Source organism: Acinetobacter sp. CWB-G5 (assembly GCF_019209785.1).
In the GTDB taxonomy this organism is placed as follows: domain Bacteria; phylum Pseudomonadota; class Gammaproteobacteria; order Pseudomonadales; family Moraxellaceae; genus Acinetobacter; species Acinetobacter johnsonii.
In genome coordinates this window covers 1-16,583 of record NZ_JAHUTF010000002.1, presented here as the reverse complement: position 1 = coordinate 16,583, position 16,583 = coordinate 1, and the positions used below count along the sequence as shown (strand labels likewise).

Annotated in this window: 14 protein-coding genes and 1 pseudogene; 6 read left to right on the top strand and 9 right to left on the bottom strand. The window is 38.1% G+C overall.

Going from position 1 to position 16,583, the window contains the following annotated elements; all coding sequences use genetic code 11:
• Positions 1-93: 93 nt before the first annotated feature.
• Together KVY11_RS04155 and KVY11_RS04150 are read left to right on the top strand one after the other, a co-directional pair.
• Positions 94-873 (top strand): ferredoxin--NADP reductase, encoded by a 780-nt coding sequence (locus tag KVY11_RS04155; protein WP_004696086.1) that lies wholly within the window; start codon positions 94-96, stop codon positions 871-873.
• Positions 874-983: 110 nt separating this feature from the next.
• Complete coding sequence (locus KVY11_RS04150; RefSeq protein ID WP_218288224.1) at positions 984-1,784, top strand: DUF2071 domain-containing protein; 801 nt, start codon at positions 984-986, stop codon at positions 1,782-1,784.
• Between the two features lie 450 nt (positions 1,785-2,234).
• Here the strand turns inward: KVY11_RS04150 and KVY11_RS04145 are convergent, their stop codons facing one another.
• Complete coding sequence (locus KVY11_RS04145) at positions 2,235-2,801, bottom strand: TetR/AcrR family transcriptional regulator (protein ID WP_168158968.1); 567 nt, start codon at positions 2,799-2,801, stop codon at positions 2,235-2,237.
• Between the two features lie 251 nt (positions 2,802-3,052).
• Here KVY11_RS04145 and KVY11_RS04140 point away from each other — a divergent pair, with 251 nt between their 5' ends.
• Positions 3,053-3,895 carry a hypothetical protein gene (locus tag KVY11_RS04140; RefSeq protein ID WP_218288223.1) on the top strand — a complete coding sequence of 281 codons (843 nt, stop codon included), beginning with the start codon at positions 3,053-3,055 and terminating at the stop codon, positions 3,893-3,895.
• A gap of 126 nt (positions 3,896-4,021) precedes the next feature.
• On the opposite strand, the gene KVY11_RS04135 is transcribed toward KVY11_RS04140, so the two are convergent.
• From KVY11_RS04135 to KVY11_RS04105, 7 genes are all read right to left on the bottom strand, one after another.
• Positions 4,022-4,822: a putative type VI secretion system effector gene (locus KVY11_RS04135; protein WP_218288499.1), complete on the bottom strand. Its 801-nt coding sequence runs from the start codon at positions 4,820-4,822 to the stop codon at positions 4,022-4,024.
• A complete protein-coding gene (locus KVY11_RS04130; RefSeq protein ID WP_218288222.1) occupies positions 4,822-5,604 on the bottom strand; it encodes a putative type VI secretion system effector in 783 nt (260 codons plus the stop codon). The genes KVY11_RS04135 and KVY11_RS04130 overlap by 1 nt, the downstream gene beginning before the upstream one ends.
• A 41-nt stretch (positions 5,605-5,645) precedes the next feature.
• Positions 5,646-6,392, bottom strand: a complete 747-nt coding sequence (locus tag KVY11_RS04125; RefSeq protein ID WP_218288221.1) for a putative type VI secretion system effector — start codon at positions 6,390-6,392, stop codon at positions 5,646-5,648.
• A gap of 10 nt (positions 6,393-6,402) precedes the next feature.
• Entirely contained in the window at positions 6,403-9,156 is a 2,754-nt protein-coding gene (locus tag KVY11_RS04120; RefSeq protein ID WP_218288220.1) for a T6SS effector BTH_I2691 family protein, read from the bottom strand.
• Position 9,157: 1 nt separating this feature from the next.
• A complete protein-coding gene (locus KVY11_RS04115; RefSeq protein ID WP_218288219.1) occupies positions 9,158-10,066 on the bottom strand; it encodes a hypothetical protein in 909 nt (302 codons plus the stop codon).
• A 1-nt stretch (position 10,067) separates the two neighbouring features.
• A complete protein-coding gene (locus tag KVY11_RS04110) occupies positions 10,068-12,689 on the bottom strand; it encodes a type VI secretion system Vgr family protein (protein WP_218288218.1) in 2,622 nt (873 codons plus the stop codon).
• A gap of 199 nt (positions 12,690-12,888) precedes the next feature.
• Entirely contained in the window at positions 12,889-13,512 is a 624-nt protein-coding gene (locus KVY11_RS04105) for a cation transporter (RefSeq protein ID WP_218288217.1), read from the bottom strand.
• A gap of 79 nt (positions 13,513-13,591) precedes the next feature.
• On the opposite strand from KVY11_RS04105, the gene KVY11_RS04100 reads away from it, so the two are divergent.
• The 3 genes from KVY11_RS04100 to KVY11_RS04090 all read left to right on the top strand — a co-directional run bounded on the left by KVY11_RS04100 (position 13,592) and on the right by KVY11_RS04090 (position 16,153).
• Entirely contained in the window at positions 13,592-14,023 is a 432-nt protein-coding gene (locus KVY11_RS04100; protein WP_218288216.1) for a Cd(II)/Pb(II)-responsive transcriptional regulator, read from the top strand.
• 462 nt (positions 14,024-14,485) lie between these two features.
• A complete protein-coding gene (gene yegQ / locus KVY11_RS04095; RefSeq protein WP_218288215.1) occupies positions 14,486-15,886 on the top strand; it encodes a tRNA 5-hydroxyuridine modification protein YegQ in 1,401 nt (466 codons plus the stop codon).
• Between the two features lie 12 nt (positions 15,887-15,898).
• Positions 15,899-16,153: a YfhL family 4Fe-4S dicluster ferredoxin gene (locus KVY11_RS04090; RefSeq protein WP_218288214.1), complete on the top strand. Its 255-nt coding sequence runs from the start codon at positions 15,899-15,901 to the stop codon at positions 16,151-16,153.
• A 285-nt stretch (positions 16,154-16,438) separates the two neighbouring features.
• On the opposite strand, the pseudogene KVY11_RS04085 reads toward KVY11_RS04090, so the two are convergent.
• Positions 16,439-16,583 (bottom strand): annotated as a pseudogene (locus tag KVY11_RS04085) (pyridine nucleotide-disulfide oxidoreductase); the annotation flags it as partial.

Below are 16,583 nucleotides of genomic sequence, written 5' to 3'. Positions count from 1 at the left end.
TAATAAGCTCAATTAAATATATTCAGTTTATCGAGAATGATTTTAGATTAGAATAGCAACCTGTTCTAATTTGATAATTTATTGAGACCTTTAATGGCTGCTTTCAACGTCGAAAAGATTACTCACGTCCACCATTGGAATGATACTTTATTCTCTTTTAAAACGACGCGCGACACTGCTCTACGTTTTAAAAACGGTCAATTTGTGATGATCGGCCTTGAAGTAAATGGCAAACCGTTAATGCGTGCTTATTCTATTGCTAGTGCAAACTACGAAGAAGAACTTGAGTTTTTCTCAATTAAAGTTCCAGATGGCCCGTTAACCTCTATTTTACAAAAAGTTAAAGTGGGCGACGAAATTTTGGTATCTAAAAAACCAACTGGAACTTTAGTACTTGATGACTTAAACCCAGGTAAAAACCTATACCTGCTTTCTTCTGGTACAGGTCTTGCACCGTTCTTGGCGACCATTCGTGACCCTGAAACCTATGAACGTTTTGAGAAAGTGATTGTGGTTCATGGTACACGCTTCATTTCTGAATTGGCTTACCAAGACCTTATTTTAGACGAACTTCCGAACAATGAGTTCTTTGAAGAGCTAGGCATTAAAGATAAATTGGTTTACTACCCAACAGTTACTCGTGAAGAGTATCCAAACCAAGGTCGTGTAACAACAGTAATTGAAACTGGCGAGATTTTTGAGAAGATCGGTTTACCACGTTTTAACCCAGAAACGGACCGTGCAATGCTTTGCGGTAGCCCTGCATTCCTCGATGACGTTGCTGCACTTCTAGACCAACATGGTTTAAAAGAGTCGCCACGTATGGGTGTACTTGGTGACTACGTAATTGAACGTGCATTCGTTGAAAAATAAGATCGTATAAAGATAATAAAAAACCGAAGCTTAGGCTTCGGTTTTTTATTTACTCTACGCATAGTTTTATCTAATATTAAAAAAAAATAACAAATCTAGAATTTAAACCCATGACCTTTCCAGAACTCAAATTTAAAGACTATTTACATTCAAAACCCAAGCCCAGCGGTCTCGATGTACAGTGCAAACTCCAGCATTTTGCCCTCATTACTTATGCCGTTGACCCAGCTCGTTTTAAAGAGATCATTCCAGCGCGATTTAAGTTAGACACGGTCCAGTACCAAGGCAAACAACATGCACTGATGTCGGTAGTGCCCTTCATCGATGTCGATTTCAGCTCTGCGGTTTACCCTTTTCCAAAATTCACGATGGGGCAAACCAATTATCGGGTCTACGTGATTGATCAGGAAACACAGGAACGTTGTGTTTGGTTTTTAGGAACGACTTTGGACTCTTGGACGCTAGTCGTTCCTCGTTATGTCTGGCAACTACCGTGGCATCCTGCACAGATTGAGTTTGATTGTCAGCAAGATGCAGAGGGTCGATATACACAATATAAAATGCGGACTCAATCGGCATGGGCCACTTCAGATGTGCATTTGTCTCAATCCGAACATGACCAATGGTTTTTTGAAGGCTTTCCCAATTTAGAAAGTTATCAGGTCTTCTTGACTCATCCTTTGGCAGGATTTTACCATCGCCGCGATGGAAAACTCGGCAGCTATCGTGTGTGGCATGGTCGCTTAAATCCGAAACCTGCAACGCTGCATTACGCTCGCTTTGAACTTTTGGCAAGGCTCAACCTTGTATGCTATGAAGATCAGCTCAAACCTTATAGTGTTCTGATTGAACCAATCAATGAATTTACCATTTATTTACCCCCAAAGTGCCTTAATCATTCGGCTGAATAACACAATGAATAATGAATAATGAATAATGAATAATGAATAATGAATAATGAATAATGAATAATGAATAATGAATAATGAATACCCTACAGTTTTTAAGGAATATTAAGCATGATGAATAAATTTCAGCCAAAATAATCAGAGATTGGTTGTTTTTCTCCACAAAGTCTCTATAATTCAACAAAACAGACAAGTCTGTCTATTTTTGCTGAAATACTGAATGACCGAAAACATTCAGAGGGTACAAAAAATATAAGAAGGCACTTTAAGTTGCTCATATCCATATCATGCATTATTGTCAAATAATGTGCGATATGGAACATAATCATTATCAGCAAAGCGCGATAACCTAACCGTTATCGCGCTTATTTATTTGTACGTGATTTATTTTAAACGCATTTAAGCCAGCAATATAATGTGTATTGGGTTAACTTTAAGATTAAATTTTATACATTAGATAGCTGAAAGTTCCATTTGGATTAAAGTATTCACACGCTTCCAATAATCTTCCAAATGCACTTGGTTCGGATCAATTTGAGCTTGTATGGTCATGCCATCCAAAATACTCGATAGAAATGCAGCCAACTGTTCATCCTGCTTTACACCTAGACGATTCAAAGCCTGACATAGCTTGCCTTTCAACCATTCTTTATAATCAATTGCAGGCTGTAACGAAGAAGGATAAAGTTTTGAAATTTCTTCAACTGCCTTTTGGAACATACAACCATTAAAATCCGCAGTATGAAACCAAGCATGGTACCATTCAAAAATTGCACGAATATGGGAGAGATAATCACTTGGGTCACATGCAGCAATCGTCGCTTCAAGCGACTGCTGTAAATTTTGGTTTCTGGTCACTAAGCATTCTTCAATTAATTTAGCTTTAGATGGGAAGTATTTGTAAAACGTCATTTTAGCAACGCCAGACTCGCTAATAATCCGATCCACACCGATAGAATTATAACTATGTGAGTTAAAGAGATTAAGCGCTGTGTTAATGATGTCTTCTTTTTTTGACATTTATTTTACCTGATGCACAAAACTTTAAAATTAAGCCATTAACCCAAAAGAACAGCACATGAAAACGAAATACATCGATTGAAGACGATATTATATATCAAATTTAGAGCAACACCGTTTTTTTATAAAAAACAATACCAGCATTAATTCAAGCATTTGAAATATATAGTTTTTAAAATAAATAAAACACTAGAAGAGTCGGATCTTTTTCACTATGATAAAAATGATGACAATTAAAATTTACCTCGTATATGAATGCACTCTCCTTCACCCAGTCTGAACATACCCGCGCAGAAGTTTTGCGTTTTATTGAACGATCCTTAAGCTCAATGTCATGGGCAGCCAATATTCAAGCGATCATCCGCTTGAAGCAAACGACAGCTGAACATATTTTATTTCAACATCCAATACTGACACGGCTGCATCAATCCCAACTGAGCCTTGAACAGCTGAAATTTATTCATCTGAATTATTTTACCGCCATTGTTAAAATTTTCACTGATGCTTTGAGTATGGCTATGTATCAAGCACTGCAACTTGAGCACGACAGCAATATCGTGGAGCAAGACCGCATTGCAGCCAAGATATATGCACGTTATTTGTTGTCACTAAATCTTCTAGATGAATTGGGTTTTAATACCCACCAACTTGAGAAAAGCTCACCCTCTAAATCGCATTTGGTCTATTTCCTTCAACTGATGCAGCAACTTGAACTCAATGTCGCCGATCAAAAACAGACCGGGCCTGAAGCATTTGCAATCGCACAATTTATTCAAGAACATATTCATTCTTATGCAGACTTGCTGCTCATTTTGGCTTGTACTGAATTACAAGTGATTAAGTTTAGTGAAGCACTCAGAACTAATCTCGCAGCCTATGATCCTTTATTTACCCAAGGCTACTATGCATGTCATGGCCTTGCAGAAACATGTGATACAACCCTTGCTAACGATGACAATCATGAAGACGACATTTGGGTGCTATTCACACAATGCTATAAACCAGAACAGGCTCTGTATTTCCAGCAACTTCAAACTGAATATTTAAGTCTATGGAATAACTTTTGGAGCAAGATGAATTTGGTATTAAGCTAAACTTAAATCTAAATTTAGTCCAAAATGGCATATTAAAGCTTGGAAAATCATTCAATTCATACATGAAAAGCCATACTGGAATAAGTATTCTAGTCAATAACATTGTGTGAAAGGTCTTCTCAACGCTTAATTTAAAGTTTCAATTGCTCTTTTTTTATCAAAATAATCTTCTGGATAAGGATCTTGACCTTTTAACTTATTACGATATTTCATTACACTAATCTGAACACCATCATCAGTTAAAAATTCATTATAAAAATCCTGCTCTTTAGGGTATTCAAAACCTAGTTTTTCAAATATTTGCTCCGATAATGCTCCGAAATTTTCATATGACTTCCTATAACCAAAATAGTTTACAAAGCTAGATAATAATGCTGATGAAACAAGAATTATAAGAATAGAATAAATTAAATCTACGAAAGAATCCCATGAATATGAGAAATCAAATATATAGAATAATACAACTAAAAAAGAAACACCTAGCCATGCAAGTAAAGTAAAGTAAAAAATTTGCTTAACAATGGCGTTATAGCCCATTTTTATTGAACGGCCCATTTCATAGATCATATACAATAAGCCTGATTTAGGATCAAGAATTGCATAAACTTGATGACGCCCATCTACAGGTTTTTCACCAATGACTGCAATCAACTCATCATTTTCTTTAAAACGAGCCGTCGTAAATTGCCCTAGTAAAGAATGTCCTTCTATTTTCCCCGTAAACGTGATGCCATCTTTAGCTTTACCTGCCATCACTAGGATAGGAGCACTGGTAAGTAACGAACTACTTTCAGCCAGTACACCAGCAAAAGCAGTACCAGTTGCGATTCCTCCCACATTTTGATTTACGGGTATTTTGGATTTGGCTTTTTCTAAAGAATGGATTGGGCCTTCTACCAGTTTTAAGTTTAATTGTAGGCCAGTCATCATTCACTAACTTTTTTCTTATCAAAATAATCTTCTGGATAAGGATCTTGACCTTTTAACTTATTACGATATTTCATTACACTAATCTGAACACCGTCATCCGTTAAAAATTCATTATAAAAATCCTGCTCTTTGGGGTGTTCAAAACCTAGCTTTTCAAATATCTGCTCTGATAATGTTCCAAAATTTTCATATGACTTCTTATAGCCAAAATAGTTTACAAATCCCATTAAGGCACCCACTCCAAAAATCCCCCAAAATGTCCATATAATTAGACGTAAAAAAGAATCCCAAGAATAAGAAAACTTAAGTATATAAAACAGTAGCATTAAAATTGCTATTACTCCCCATGTAATTAAGGTGAAGTAATAAGTTTGCATCATAATAGCCTTATAGCCCATTTTTACTGAACGTCCCATTTCATAAATCATATAAAGCAAACCAGATTTAGGATCAATAATGGCATAGACTTGATAACGTCCATCTACAGGCTTGTCATTAATTACAGCGATCAGTTCATCATTTTCTTTAAAACGAGCCGTCGTAAATTGCCCCAGTAAAGAATGTCCTTCTATTTCCCCTGTAAACGTGATGCCATCTTTAGCTTTACCTGCCATCACTAGTATAGGAGCACTGGTAAGCAACGAACTACTTTCAGCCAGCACACCAGCAAAAGCGGTGCCAGTTACGATTCCTCCCACATTTTGATTTACGGGTATCTTGGATTTGGCTTTTTCTAAAGAATGGATCCGGCCTTCTACCAGTTTTAGACTTAATTTCAAATATTTTACCTTTGATTACATTCATATAATTTTTATTTTTTTCATACATTCCGTTCTTTTTGCTCTATATAACTTTCTGGGTATGGATCTTCTTTAATGACCTTACGGTACTCAAATACCGCTTCAAGCAACAAATGATCTTTTTCACTCAAATAACGACTTGGCAATAAAAAAACCTCTTGAGGATCTTTAAACCCATATAAAGCAAAAATCTGTTCTGACTTTTCTGAAAAATGTTTTAATGAATTTGAAGCATTTTTAATAATAAAAAATAAAATAAAGTAAAATAAAATAGCCACTCCTAAAAAAATTAATATATCAACCTGATTAAAACCTCTTGCCCAAAAATAAATCAAAGATCCTAAAAAAATTGTTATTGAGTACCAAACATTTCTACCTTTAGCTATAGAAGTCTGCTGAGCTTTAACAGAAGCTCCCATCCCAACCTGCATATGAAGCAAGCCTGTTTTAGGGCTCAATACTGAATAAAGCTCATAGAAATTTTTTTCAAGACGTCTTACGACACAAATGACATATTCACCCTGTTCAAATAACGCACGATGAAATTGACCTACACAAACTTTACCACCTATTTCCATAACAACTGATTTGACATGTAAACGACTATGCGAAGCGAGAAATACAGTTTGTGCAGACAATGAAACGCTTTCTGCTACACCGCTTAGAATTGCTGAAGCCGTAATTTGAGTATCACCTGACTTTCCAAATGCACTTAAATAATCATCGTAAATCTCTACTCTTTGAATGCGACCTTCAAATTTCAACATCTCATACATTTTAAACGCTCACTATCGCTTTCATAAACTCTTCATACTCCTCATCTGCAGTTTTAAATTTCTCTTCATTCCTTGATGCAGATTTCAATATAGATTCTTTTTTAGGATCAGATGCTAGTTTAAAGGCTGTTTTTTGGCACCAATCTTCCATTACATCATCCAAAACATATTTTTTAAGTAAAATTTCTGCGCTAATTAAACCTAATGTTATAAGATTCAACCCAGCAATTACTCGAGCACTCATTAAAAATGCGACTAGAGCATTCGCTGTGAATTTAGTTAAAACTCTTTTAATTACTGCATTTTTGCTATATTGTAAAATAGCGCTAGCTAATACACCTGTTTGTCCAACTGACAAACCTAAGTTGATCAAAATTCTAGTAAATAACATTGTTTGGATAACAACCGAGTTTGTCTCTTTTAAGGTTTTTGAATCTACATATAAACCAGTTATTCCACCTAAAGTTCCAAGACTTCCAGCAGTCAATCTAAATGCTGCCGCTGAAGCAGCTGCACCTGTTACAGCTTTACGGCTCCAACTCTCACCTAACATATCAAATGCCACAGCAGATACCGAGAACATCGAACCCACTAATTGTACGGATAGCTCTGGCTTGTCTTTAATATCAGATTTCCACGCATCATATTGGAAGTAAAAATTCAGTAACTCAAAAATACCAACAATGGCAAGTATTCGATTTTTGGTAATATCAGGTTGTCCTTTAACAGCTAATGATACCGAGTTTTTAATTTCCACTGCTCTGGTATTACGGTAGGTATACGTCGTACCAGTTTGCGCTAAAGAAGCAATTGCAGCGGCTCTAAATTCTAGGTTATACATCAACCGCATCAATGGAAGCTGTTGAGCTAAATTCCCTGATCTTAAATAAAGCAATTGAGCCGTATGACGTTGTGCACCTTGAGTCGCCATAACCGTAATTTGACTAATATGTAAGGTTTTTAATCGCATATCTCCAAACTCTTTTAGAGCTGTATTCAGCATCAAAGATATCCAGTAGAACAGTTTCTCTGGCCACTTAAAGTCATTTGCTGAGATAAATTTTTTCCCCTCAATACTACCCAACCAACTATCAAAGGCTGCATCAGCCGTTGTAAACATACCAAAACCCTGTTTACTATAATCTAGTAAGTTTTTTGCTGAACTTTGACTTTCAAAAATCTTGGCATATTCATCTATTAATCGTTTATTGTTAAAACAATATGCTCTCAGGAATAAGTTTTTATCTAAAACCTTTTTTTCATATATCCATTTATTAAGTAAGTCTTTACCCTTCTGTAATAAATTCATGCCATACATTAAATCCATAATGACTGCATGGAAAATAAAACCATTACTTTCTTTCGGTGTTTTCCCCTGTTTTAATTCTTCACTTTGGTCAAAATAGAATAGACCTTTTAAAAGATTAGAAGAAATCAGCCAGTTATAATGATCATCTACATACCGAGCTGCAGCAACATAACTCTCTTCAGATTTTTTATCGACGTCCTTGCGAAACTTCTCCAAGCCATTCATATCTAACTGTGCTTGGTATTTTTTCCATGCATTATTACCATCTACAGTTGCTTTTTTAACAGCCTCTGCTCTCTGTTTCTCAAGTTCAGCTGCAGCTTTTGCAGGCGCATTTTTTTCGAAATTCTTTAGATTATCGAGTCCTTTTTTATCGCCCATACGTTCAGCTCTTTGAATCGCCGCTTGCAGATAAGGATCTGTAATTTTCTTCCTTTGCTCTTCATTTGAATCAATAATTTTGAACTTTGCTTGAATGGAATTTGCAACTAAGTTTTGCTTCATATTATCGATTAAGGTCAGGGTCTGAAGCTTATGTTCATTGCTAAAGCCATTTTTCTTTTCTTTCAGAAAGTCATCAACTCCTTTGAAACTTAAAATATTACGATCTTCATTTAATTTAGATGTGATTCCAATCGGATCATAGAGTGCAATACCAATATGCTCTTTCGGTTTCTCACTAAACTTCTTATTTATTGCTCCCCAGCGATTGGATCCATAAGTTTCCAATGGCGTTGCTACTGTACTTAATTGAGTATTAGATAAGCAGTGTTGCTGTGTAGCTCCTTTTGCTACATCTATTTTTTGCCAATAGCCTGAAGTTGCGTACTGATCAGCATTTTTTTCAAACTGCGTTCTCATTTTTTGAGTGAGAGGTGCATGAGCATGCAGTAAATAGACCATCTGAGCTTCATCATTATTCACTGAAGGTATAGTAATTAAGGATGCATTGGCACTATGTCCTGCTTTATTACAGTTAAAATCTGAAGCCACAATAGGTGCTTTACTACCTAAAGGAAATTCCTGATGAAATCCTTTTTTATTGGTAATGTAGGCAACCCACTCTTTCTTTCCAGACTTTCTCTTGATTAATAAATAAATATACCCAGAGTCAATCATTCGAACCGTATATTTATACTCCTTAAGTGGAACATTGGTTACATTGATACCTAATTGTGCTGGTAATGGTTTCCCCCCTACGCGGGCTACCGAGTATTTTAGAGGTAATATATTTATACCTGTAGGTCGGCAAAAGTTAGGACACGGCTTATCGGATACCTGAGTAACTGGTATTTTTTTATTCTGAGTTGTGGATGCAGCAGCTTGTTGGCTAATTTTGCTCGGATTTGGGCTGACACCTAAAGTCTTGGTTAGTTTTTTCTGTTGCTGATCAACTGTCCCAAACTTTTTTATATTATTTGCGAAAGTTGGTTTATCATTAGCCATGCTAGCCCTCTTCACATTCTTGTGTAACTTGTGAATATTGATTTTCTTCTAAATAGTCCATCGCCGTTGTAAAAGAGTTTGCTTCCAATCTCTCAATCCAATAATGACTAATTATTGAAGATACTCGCGAACTTCTCATAAAATCTTTATGCAAAATAATGGAATACATCCCATAAGCGATCAGATCAGTTACATGTAAAATTCCATATTGCCTTATCGCTTGATGAAGTGATTCTAATATCTCATCCTGACGAATCGATAATTGCTCATCATATATAAGAGATTGCTTGATCACTGTATTCGACAATTCAATTAAATCTAGTTTTGCCGACTCATCATTTGTAAATGTAAGAGGGAAAAGTGCTCTTTTTTCCTGAGTTTTCACCACATACAAACCATTGAAAAAAACAAAATGCCAATCCTCTAAAAATGCTTCAATTCGTTCAATTTTTTTATCAATAATTGCAGGCAAATAAACCAATACGCGTGGGTCATACCAACGAAAAATAAATTTATTCTTTGTATCCTTTGCGATAACAAGTTCTTTAAAAGTTTGAACAGCAATTTTTAGATCATCAATTTTGCCAAATCCATGAATGAAATAACCATCTTCATTTTGATCCAAATTCATACATAATGATTGAATTATGAAATCAAGCGAATGATCCAAGTCTTTTTTAGCTTTGATTTTTATAAAGAAAAGAACTGAACGAGTATTTCGTTTAGATGCAGCAATTTCTATTGGCTCTAATTCATAATCTGTTAACTCGTCAATAAACTCATTAAAAAAACCATTTAATAAAGTTTCATCACACAAAAACGTGATATGACTATTTTGTTCAAATACATCAGTAATTAACCCTCTTAAATTTTCAGAAACTATTTCTTCTTTCGGCAGTAAAAACTTCATTTTAGTCTAGTATCACTTTTGCTGATCCATTTTTTGCTGCATCTGCCTGCTTCGCAGAACAGTCTGGCAAATCAATTGCTGGCACATTCACAGAAGCACTCCCCATAAACAAATGCTGCCCCGCCTTACTCTCAAACTTTCCAGCAGTGGTCGGTAATACCCCTGCACCACTAATCTCAATTTGGCTACCACCCGCAGTTAGCACAATTTTTTTATTGGCCTTAATTTCAATTTGTTCTTCCGTAGAAATAATCTGAATGCCTTTACGCGCAATAACATCGAGTGCATCTCCTTGCGCTTGGATTTCAATCTTGCCCTTGCCTGCATAGGCTCTTAGCCCGTCTTGTGCTGCAAAAAGGCTGATCTTGTCACTAGCATGTGCAATCAACGATTTCTGCGTAGAAAGGTTAATACTCTCCCCTGCACTTTGGCTGATCTGACCATCGGCTGAGAGATAAATATCTTCATTACTGCTAACAACTATGGAATTTGGAGCAGAGAGAATCATGATGGCTTGTTTAAATGCATCTGCCTTGTTTTGATCTTGTTGTTCAATCTGTTCTAAAAAACCTTTTAAGTTTTCTAAAACTTCAAGCGGATCCGTCTGTTGATTCTTCGCCGCTTCACTTAACGCTTGGCTATTGTTTAAAGTCCCTTCAAGTTGTTGTTTGGCAGGTTGAGCATCCAGATGTGTACCAGCAGCGCGATCTTGTTTATAGCTACTGAGCAGTAAACCATCACCTGCTCGAATCGCGCCCCATTGATCTGTTCGAAGCTCAAAGCCTTCTCCTCGTCCCTCACTTGTCTCCGTTTCTTTCGGATGACTGAGATTACCGAGGTTCAACTGAGTTGCCCCATGGCTGCTTTGCAGTTGAGTACTGATCTGGTCAGTTGTGTCATCGAAGCGGAGTTGGTTATAGCCTTCACCCCCTACTTCTTTAGAGCAAATCCCTGCCAGTTTCTTGGTCTCTGGCAATTGACCTTTCTGATCAAATTTCGTTGGGCTGCGCTGCGCTTCATGAATCCGCCCAACCACAAAGGGACGGTCAAGATTGCCATCAAAGAAATCAATCACTACGATTTCACCAATGCGTGGTAAAAAGCGTGCGCCATAGCCCTCACCCGCCCATGGAGTCAAGACATCAACCCATGCCGAGTCTGTATCATTATCATTGGCGCCTGCACCGCCGTCATGGCTGTGGTCATCGTTGCGGGTAAAGAGGAAGCGAACTTTGATCCGTCCCCATTCATCCACATAAATTTCTTCGCCACTTGGTCCCACGACTTTGGCACGTTGTGGGTGTGTGGCTGGTCGGTGCGCTATCGGGTTATAAGCGGGAACGGTCGTGATGTGACGACGCTGTAAACTTAGGTGGTTGGCTTGGCGTTCACTTGGCACTGTGCTGGTTTTGAGTGACCATTGGCTTTGTTTCAGTAAATGCTGAATTTGCTCACTCAAATCTTTGGGCAAGTTGTTTTGATTATAGAAAGTCTTGGTCGTGATCAGAAATTCTTTGTCTGCGTCACTGTGTTGATCAAGTTCAGGATGTTCATGTAACTCAAACCAATACCCCACTTGGGCATCACGTACGGTGCTCTGTGCAGTGAATTGTTTCGCCTGTTGGTTGTAGACATTACTCAGGGTTTGATTGAGTTTTTCAATTTGGCTGTTTGATGCTGCTGTCGCCTGATCTTCTCCATTTAAATCTTGCATCCATGCAGGGCTAATATGCCACGCTTGTTCTAGGCTGAGACTGGCATTGTCTTGTTGTGTGCTATGTTGATGCTGGCTTTGGACTGAACCTGCGCCTTCTTCTTGACTCAAGTGATCGGCTTGCCAACGTTGGATATGGACTGCAGTAGGTTGTAGGCTGCGCTGTGCACTCAGACTGATGATGCTGTCCTGTTGTTCGGTAGCACTAGAACGATGAAAACGAATCTGTCGACGCTTTAAGGCTTGGAACTGACTGTTGTCATCCAAGAGTCTAAGTTTTTGAGCTTGAATCGGATGACGAGTATGAGGTACATAGAGTTCAGCTTCATCAATTAGCCAGTTGATGCCTTCACTGCGCCAGAGCCGTGTTAGAAAGTCATAATCGGTTTCATTTGACTGCATGATGAAGGGACGAACATCGGTCTCTGTATTTAAACCAGAAAGATCAAGACTGAGGCTAGCAGCAAATAGCGAACTTTTGCTCTGCCATTCCCTAAAGAGTATTTCACTGACATCTCGCACACTTTTATTCATAAACACTCGGCTGTTGCGACGTTTATGCCAAAGTGCCGTTGCGTCTTCTAAGCGAAGTTTGTACAGGGTCAGCGCACCATCACTTTGTCCTTGTTCGGCGTGGGTGATGATCCCTGTACTGCGAAATAATGTGCCTTGGTCTGTGACCTGATCGACCGCGACTTGTACCCCGATAAATTGTTTCAGTGGAATCAGAGCATTGGTTGAGAGGCAGATCAATTCAACGTTTAAACCTTGGTTTAATGCATGTGTGCCCTCAATATGCTGCAAAAAGATGTCATGATTTAATGCCGCATGTGAAAATTGTGCATGAATGGCACGTTTTTGTGCGCTTAACCCCAATTGCTCAAGCACTTGAGTGATTGTATTTATCATCGTCTATATTTTTAAAAAGTAAGTTTCAGTCAACATTGATCGCAAACAACGATCATAAATTAGGCGCCATTATAGCCAGATCAATCCGACAAATGAGCAGAGTTTTATTCTTATTATGTAAACAACAAAATGCTCCGAGCAGCTGCGGAGCATTTTTATGGAAAATAATTTCACTTTGATTAAGAAATTTAGCGTTTTCTTAATTCTCGAGCTGTAATCTACGTTCAGATAATGCTTTGCTCACCACTTGATAACCCGCAGTCATACCTAAAGTCGCCATAATGCCTGCCACGATTATGTCTGGCCACAAACTGCCTGTACCAAACACACCTATTGCAGCAAAAATAACTGCCACATTCCCAATCGCATCATTTCGACTACAAAGCCAGACCGATTGCATATTAGAGTCACCTTCCCTAAAGGCATATAAAATGACGGCACAAACCACATTCGCAAGCAAAGCAATCACACCAATCACCCCCATGGTCATGGCTTCAGGCGGAATTCCCAAAGCATAGGCATAAATCACTTTACCAATCACCACTAAACCAAATAGCGCCATGGTAATACCTTTAAGCAGTGCCACTGTCGCCCGCCAATATAAACTTGCACCAAGCACCGCCAGTGAAATACCATAATTGACTGCATCACCAAAAAAATCTAGAGAATCGGCCCATAAGGATGATGAATGTGCATAAGCCCCACCAATGAGCTCAACCACAAACATGGCTAAATTGATCAATAAGGCAATCCATAATGCCGTTCTAAACTTACTATTTGGCTTTTGCGGTGCAGGTGCACAACTGCAAGAAGAACATGCCATATATACAACCTCTATCCAGACCTAATCATTTTCTATTATTATGATTAAAAACTATGGAGTCGCTCTAAGGTCAAGCAAAATGAATCAACAAAACTCATCTGCTATTTATTTGATGAAAGACTTAGTCCATAAAACAGGATTAAGTGCCGATACCATTCGTTTTTATGAAAAAAAGAATTTATTAGAACCCTCTTTTCGCGGGGACAATAACTATCGCTATTATCAAGATGATGCGCTTAAACGGCTCATATTTATTAAACGTTGCCGTGCGCTGGATATCTCACTTAAAGAAATTGAATACTTGATTGAACTGGAACAAAAGCCTCAACAAGACTGTAGTGCGGTCAATCAACTGATCGATGAGCATTTAAAACAAGTCGAACAAAAAATCATTGAATTACAAAAATTTCAGATACAACTACAACAACTTCGGCAGTCCTGCGCAACTCAATCAACCATTGATGATTGCCAGATTCTAAGACATCTTGAAGCAGGACTTACAGATGCATAAAACACATCAATACAAAATTTAGAATATGGGTATTATTCGGTTTTGCTACCTATTTACTCGAACCATTCGTGGGCAATGCAGGATTTTTATCCTTATTTTCTTTAATTTTTTAATAAATTCACAAATAAAAGAATCTAGCTTCACATCAAATCTAATAAAATGATCCCTAATTATTTTGGATAAAAGGCCGCAAAGAACTCTAGTTTTTTGATGATTAGAACCTCAGATAAGTTTTATATAACCAATCTTTTACTTTATAAAACAAGGATATTTAAATTTACTTCTATCCTTAGCTACATAAAATCATATATTCAAACATTTATAATTGAGCACTCAAATCCAGCGTTTGAACGTGTGGTTTTCGCGTCTATCTCCGCTTAAATTCCGAGTTGTTTACTAGGTTGAATCTATTTTTTAAAGCCCTACAATAAAACCATATTTTTTTTATGCCTTAGTTTAATCATGAGCATTTATCACGTTACTGAACTTCTTTCTCCTGCAGGTTCGCTTAAAAATATGCGTTATGCATTTGCCTATGGTGCAGATGCAGTCTATGCCGGACAACCTCGTTACAGTTTACGTGTGCGCAATAATGAATTTGATCATGACAATCTGGCTATCGGCATTCAAGAAGCACATGACTTAGGCAAAAAGTTTTATGTGGTCGTCAACATTCAACCGCATAACTCGAAACTCAAAAACTTTATTCGTGACCTCACACCTGTGGTTGCTATGCAACCCGATGCACTGATCATGTCGGATCCTGGGTTAATTATGATGGTACGCGAGCATTTTCCAGACATGGATGTGCATCTTTCGGTTCAAGCCAATGCCATTAACTGGGCTACTGTGAAGTTTTGGAAAAACATGGGACTGACTCGGGTCATTTTGTCCCGTGAATTATCCATTGATGAAATTGAAGAAATTAAGCAGCAAGTGCCTGACATGGAAATTGAGGTTTTTGTGCATGGTGCGCTATGCATGGCATACTCTGGACGTTGCATGCTTTCAGGCTATATGAATAAACGTGATGCCAATCAAGGGGCATGTACCAATGCTTGCCGTTGGGAATACAAAGTACACGAGACTCAGCAAGATGAAAATGGCGATGTGATCCCAGTCCAAAATCTGAATACAGGCTCCAACTGCTGTTCAAGCTCTGATGCTGATGAACTGCATATGCAAGCACAGCATCAGTTCGATGAACCCGTATTACTACAACGTAATGAAGAAGACATGTTTGCTGCTGAAGAAGACGAACATGGTACTTACTTTATGAACTCAAAAGACTTACGCGCGGTGCAACATGTTGAGCGCTTAACCCAAATGGGGATCCATTCTTTAAAAATTGAAGGACGCACCAAGTCTTATTTTTACTGTGCCCGTACAGCACAAATTTATCGCAAAGCTATAGATGATGCTATCGCCGGTAAACCTTTTGACCCATCACTCATGACACAACTCGAAGGTCTGGCCAACCGTGGGTATACCGAAGGTTTCTTACGTCGCCACGTACATAGCGAATATCAAAACTATGAAAATGGTTCATCCAGTTTTGACCATCAACAATACTGCGGTGAAATTTTGGAACGCAATGGCGATTATTTGAAAGTCGATGTCAAAAACCGTTTTGTAGTGGGCGATGTGCTCGAACTCATGACCACTTCAGGCAACATCACTTTTAAACTAACAGAAATCCTCGATAAAAAAGGTAATCCAACACTTGAGGCGAAAGGCTCAGGACATGTGGTTGAAATCCCCGTTCCTGCTGATGTCGACATGCGCTATGCCCTGCTCATTCGTAACTTACCGCATTCAAGTGCCGACATTTCAGCGCCTGCATTGGCCTATGTTGCAAGTTGAGGGGATGATGCCTTGGCACTACGAATAACGGATGCATGTATTAACTGTGATATGTGTCTTCCCGAATGTCCCAATACCGCTATTTTTGAAGGTGATAAAATTTATGAAATAGATGTCAGCCGTTGCACCGAGTGTGTTGGTTTTTATGACACCCAAACCTGTGTCGATGTTTGCCCAATTGCTTGTATCGAGCCACATCCAGAACACGTTGAAACACAACAACAACTGTTAGAAAAATTTAAAGGATTGAACTTATTTAGCGTCTAACCTTGGGGAAAGTAGAAAAGAAACCGAGTACTGACCACACTCAGAGTTTCAAAACAAAAACTGGGCAAAGAATAACAATAAACAACAACTAAATGAAAAAGCCAAAGTGACTGGGGAGCACTTTGGCTTTTTCTTTGTACAAGATATTTGCTTTAAACGAAAAAAAGGAACTGAGCTGTTAGCGACTCAGTTCCTATCAAGGGTAAATGCAAAGATCAGCGATACAACATAAAGGGAAAAAGCCAACGTATATTTTGGGAGAGCGTTGGCTTTTTCATTTCACACCTACAGCCCAGAACGAATAATGTAATCAAAAGCAGACAGAGATGCTTTCGCGCCTTCACCTGTGGCAATGATGATTTGCTTGTATGGCACAGTCGTACAGTCACCTGCGGCAAATACACCTTTGACATTGGTTTCATTGCGATCG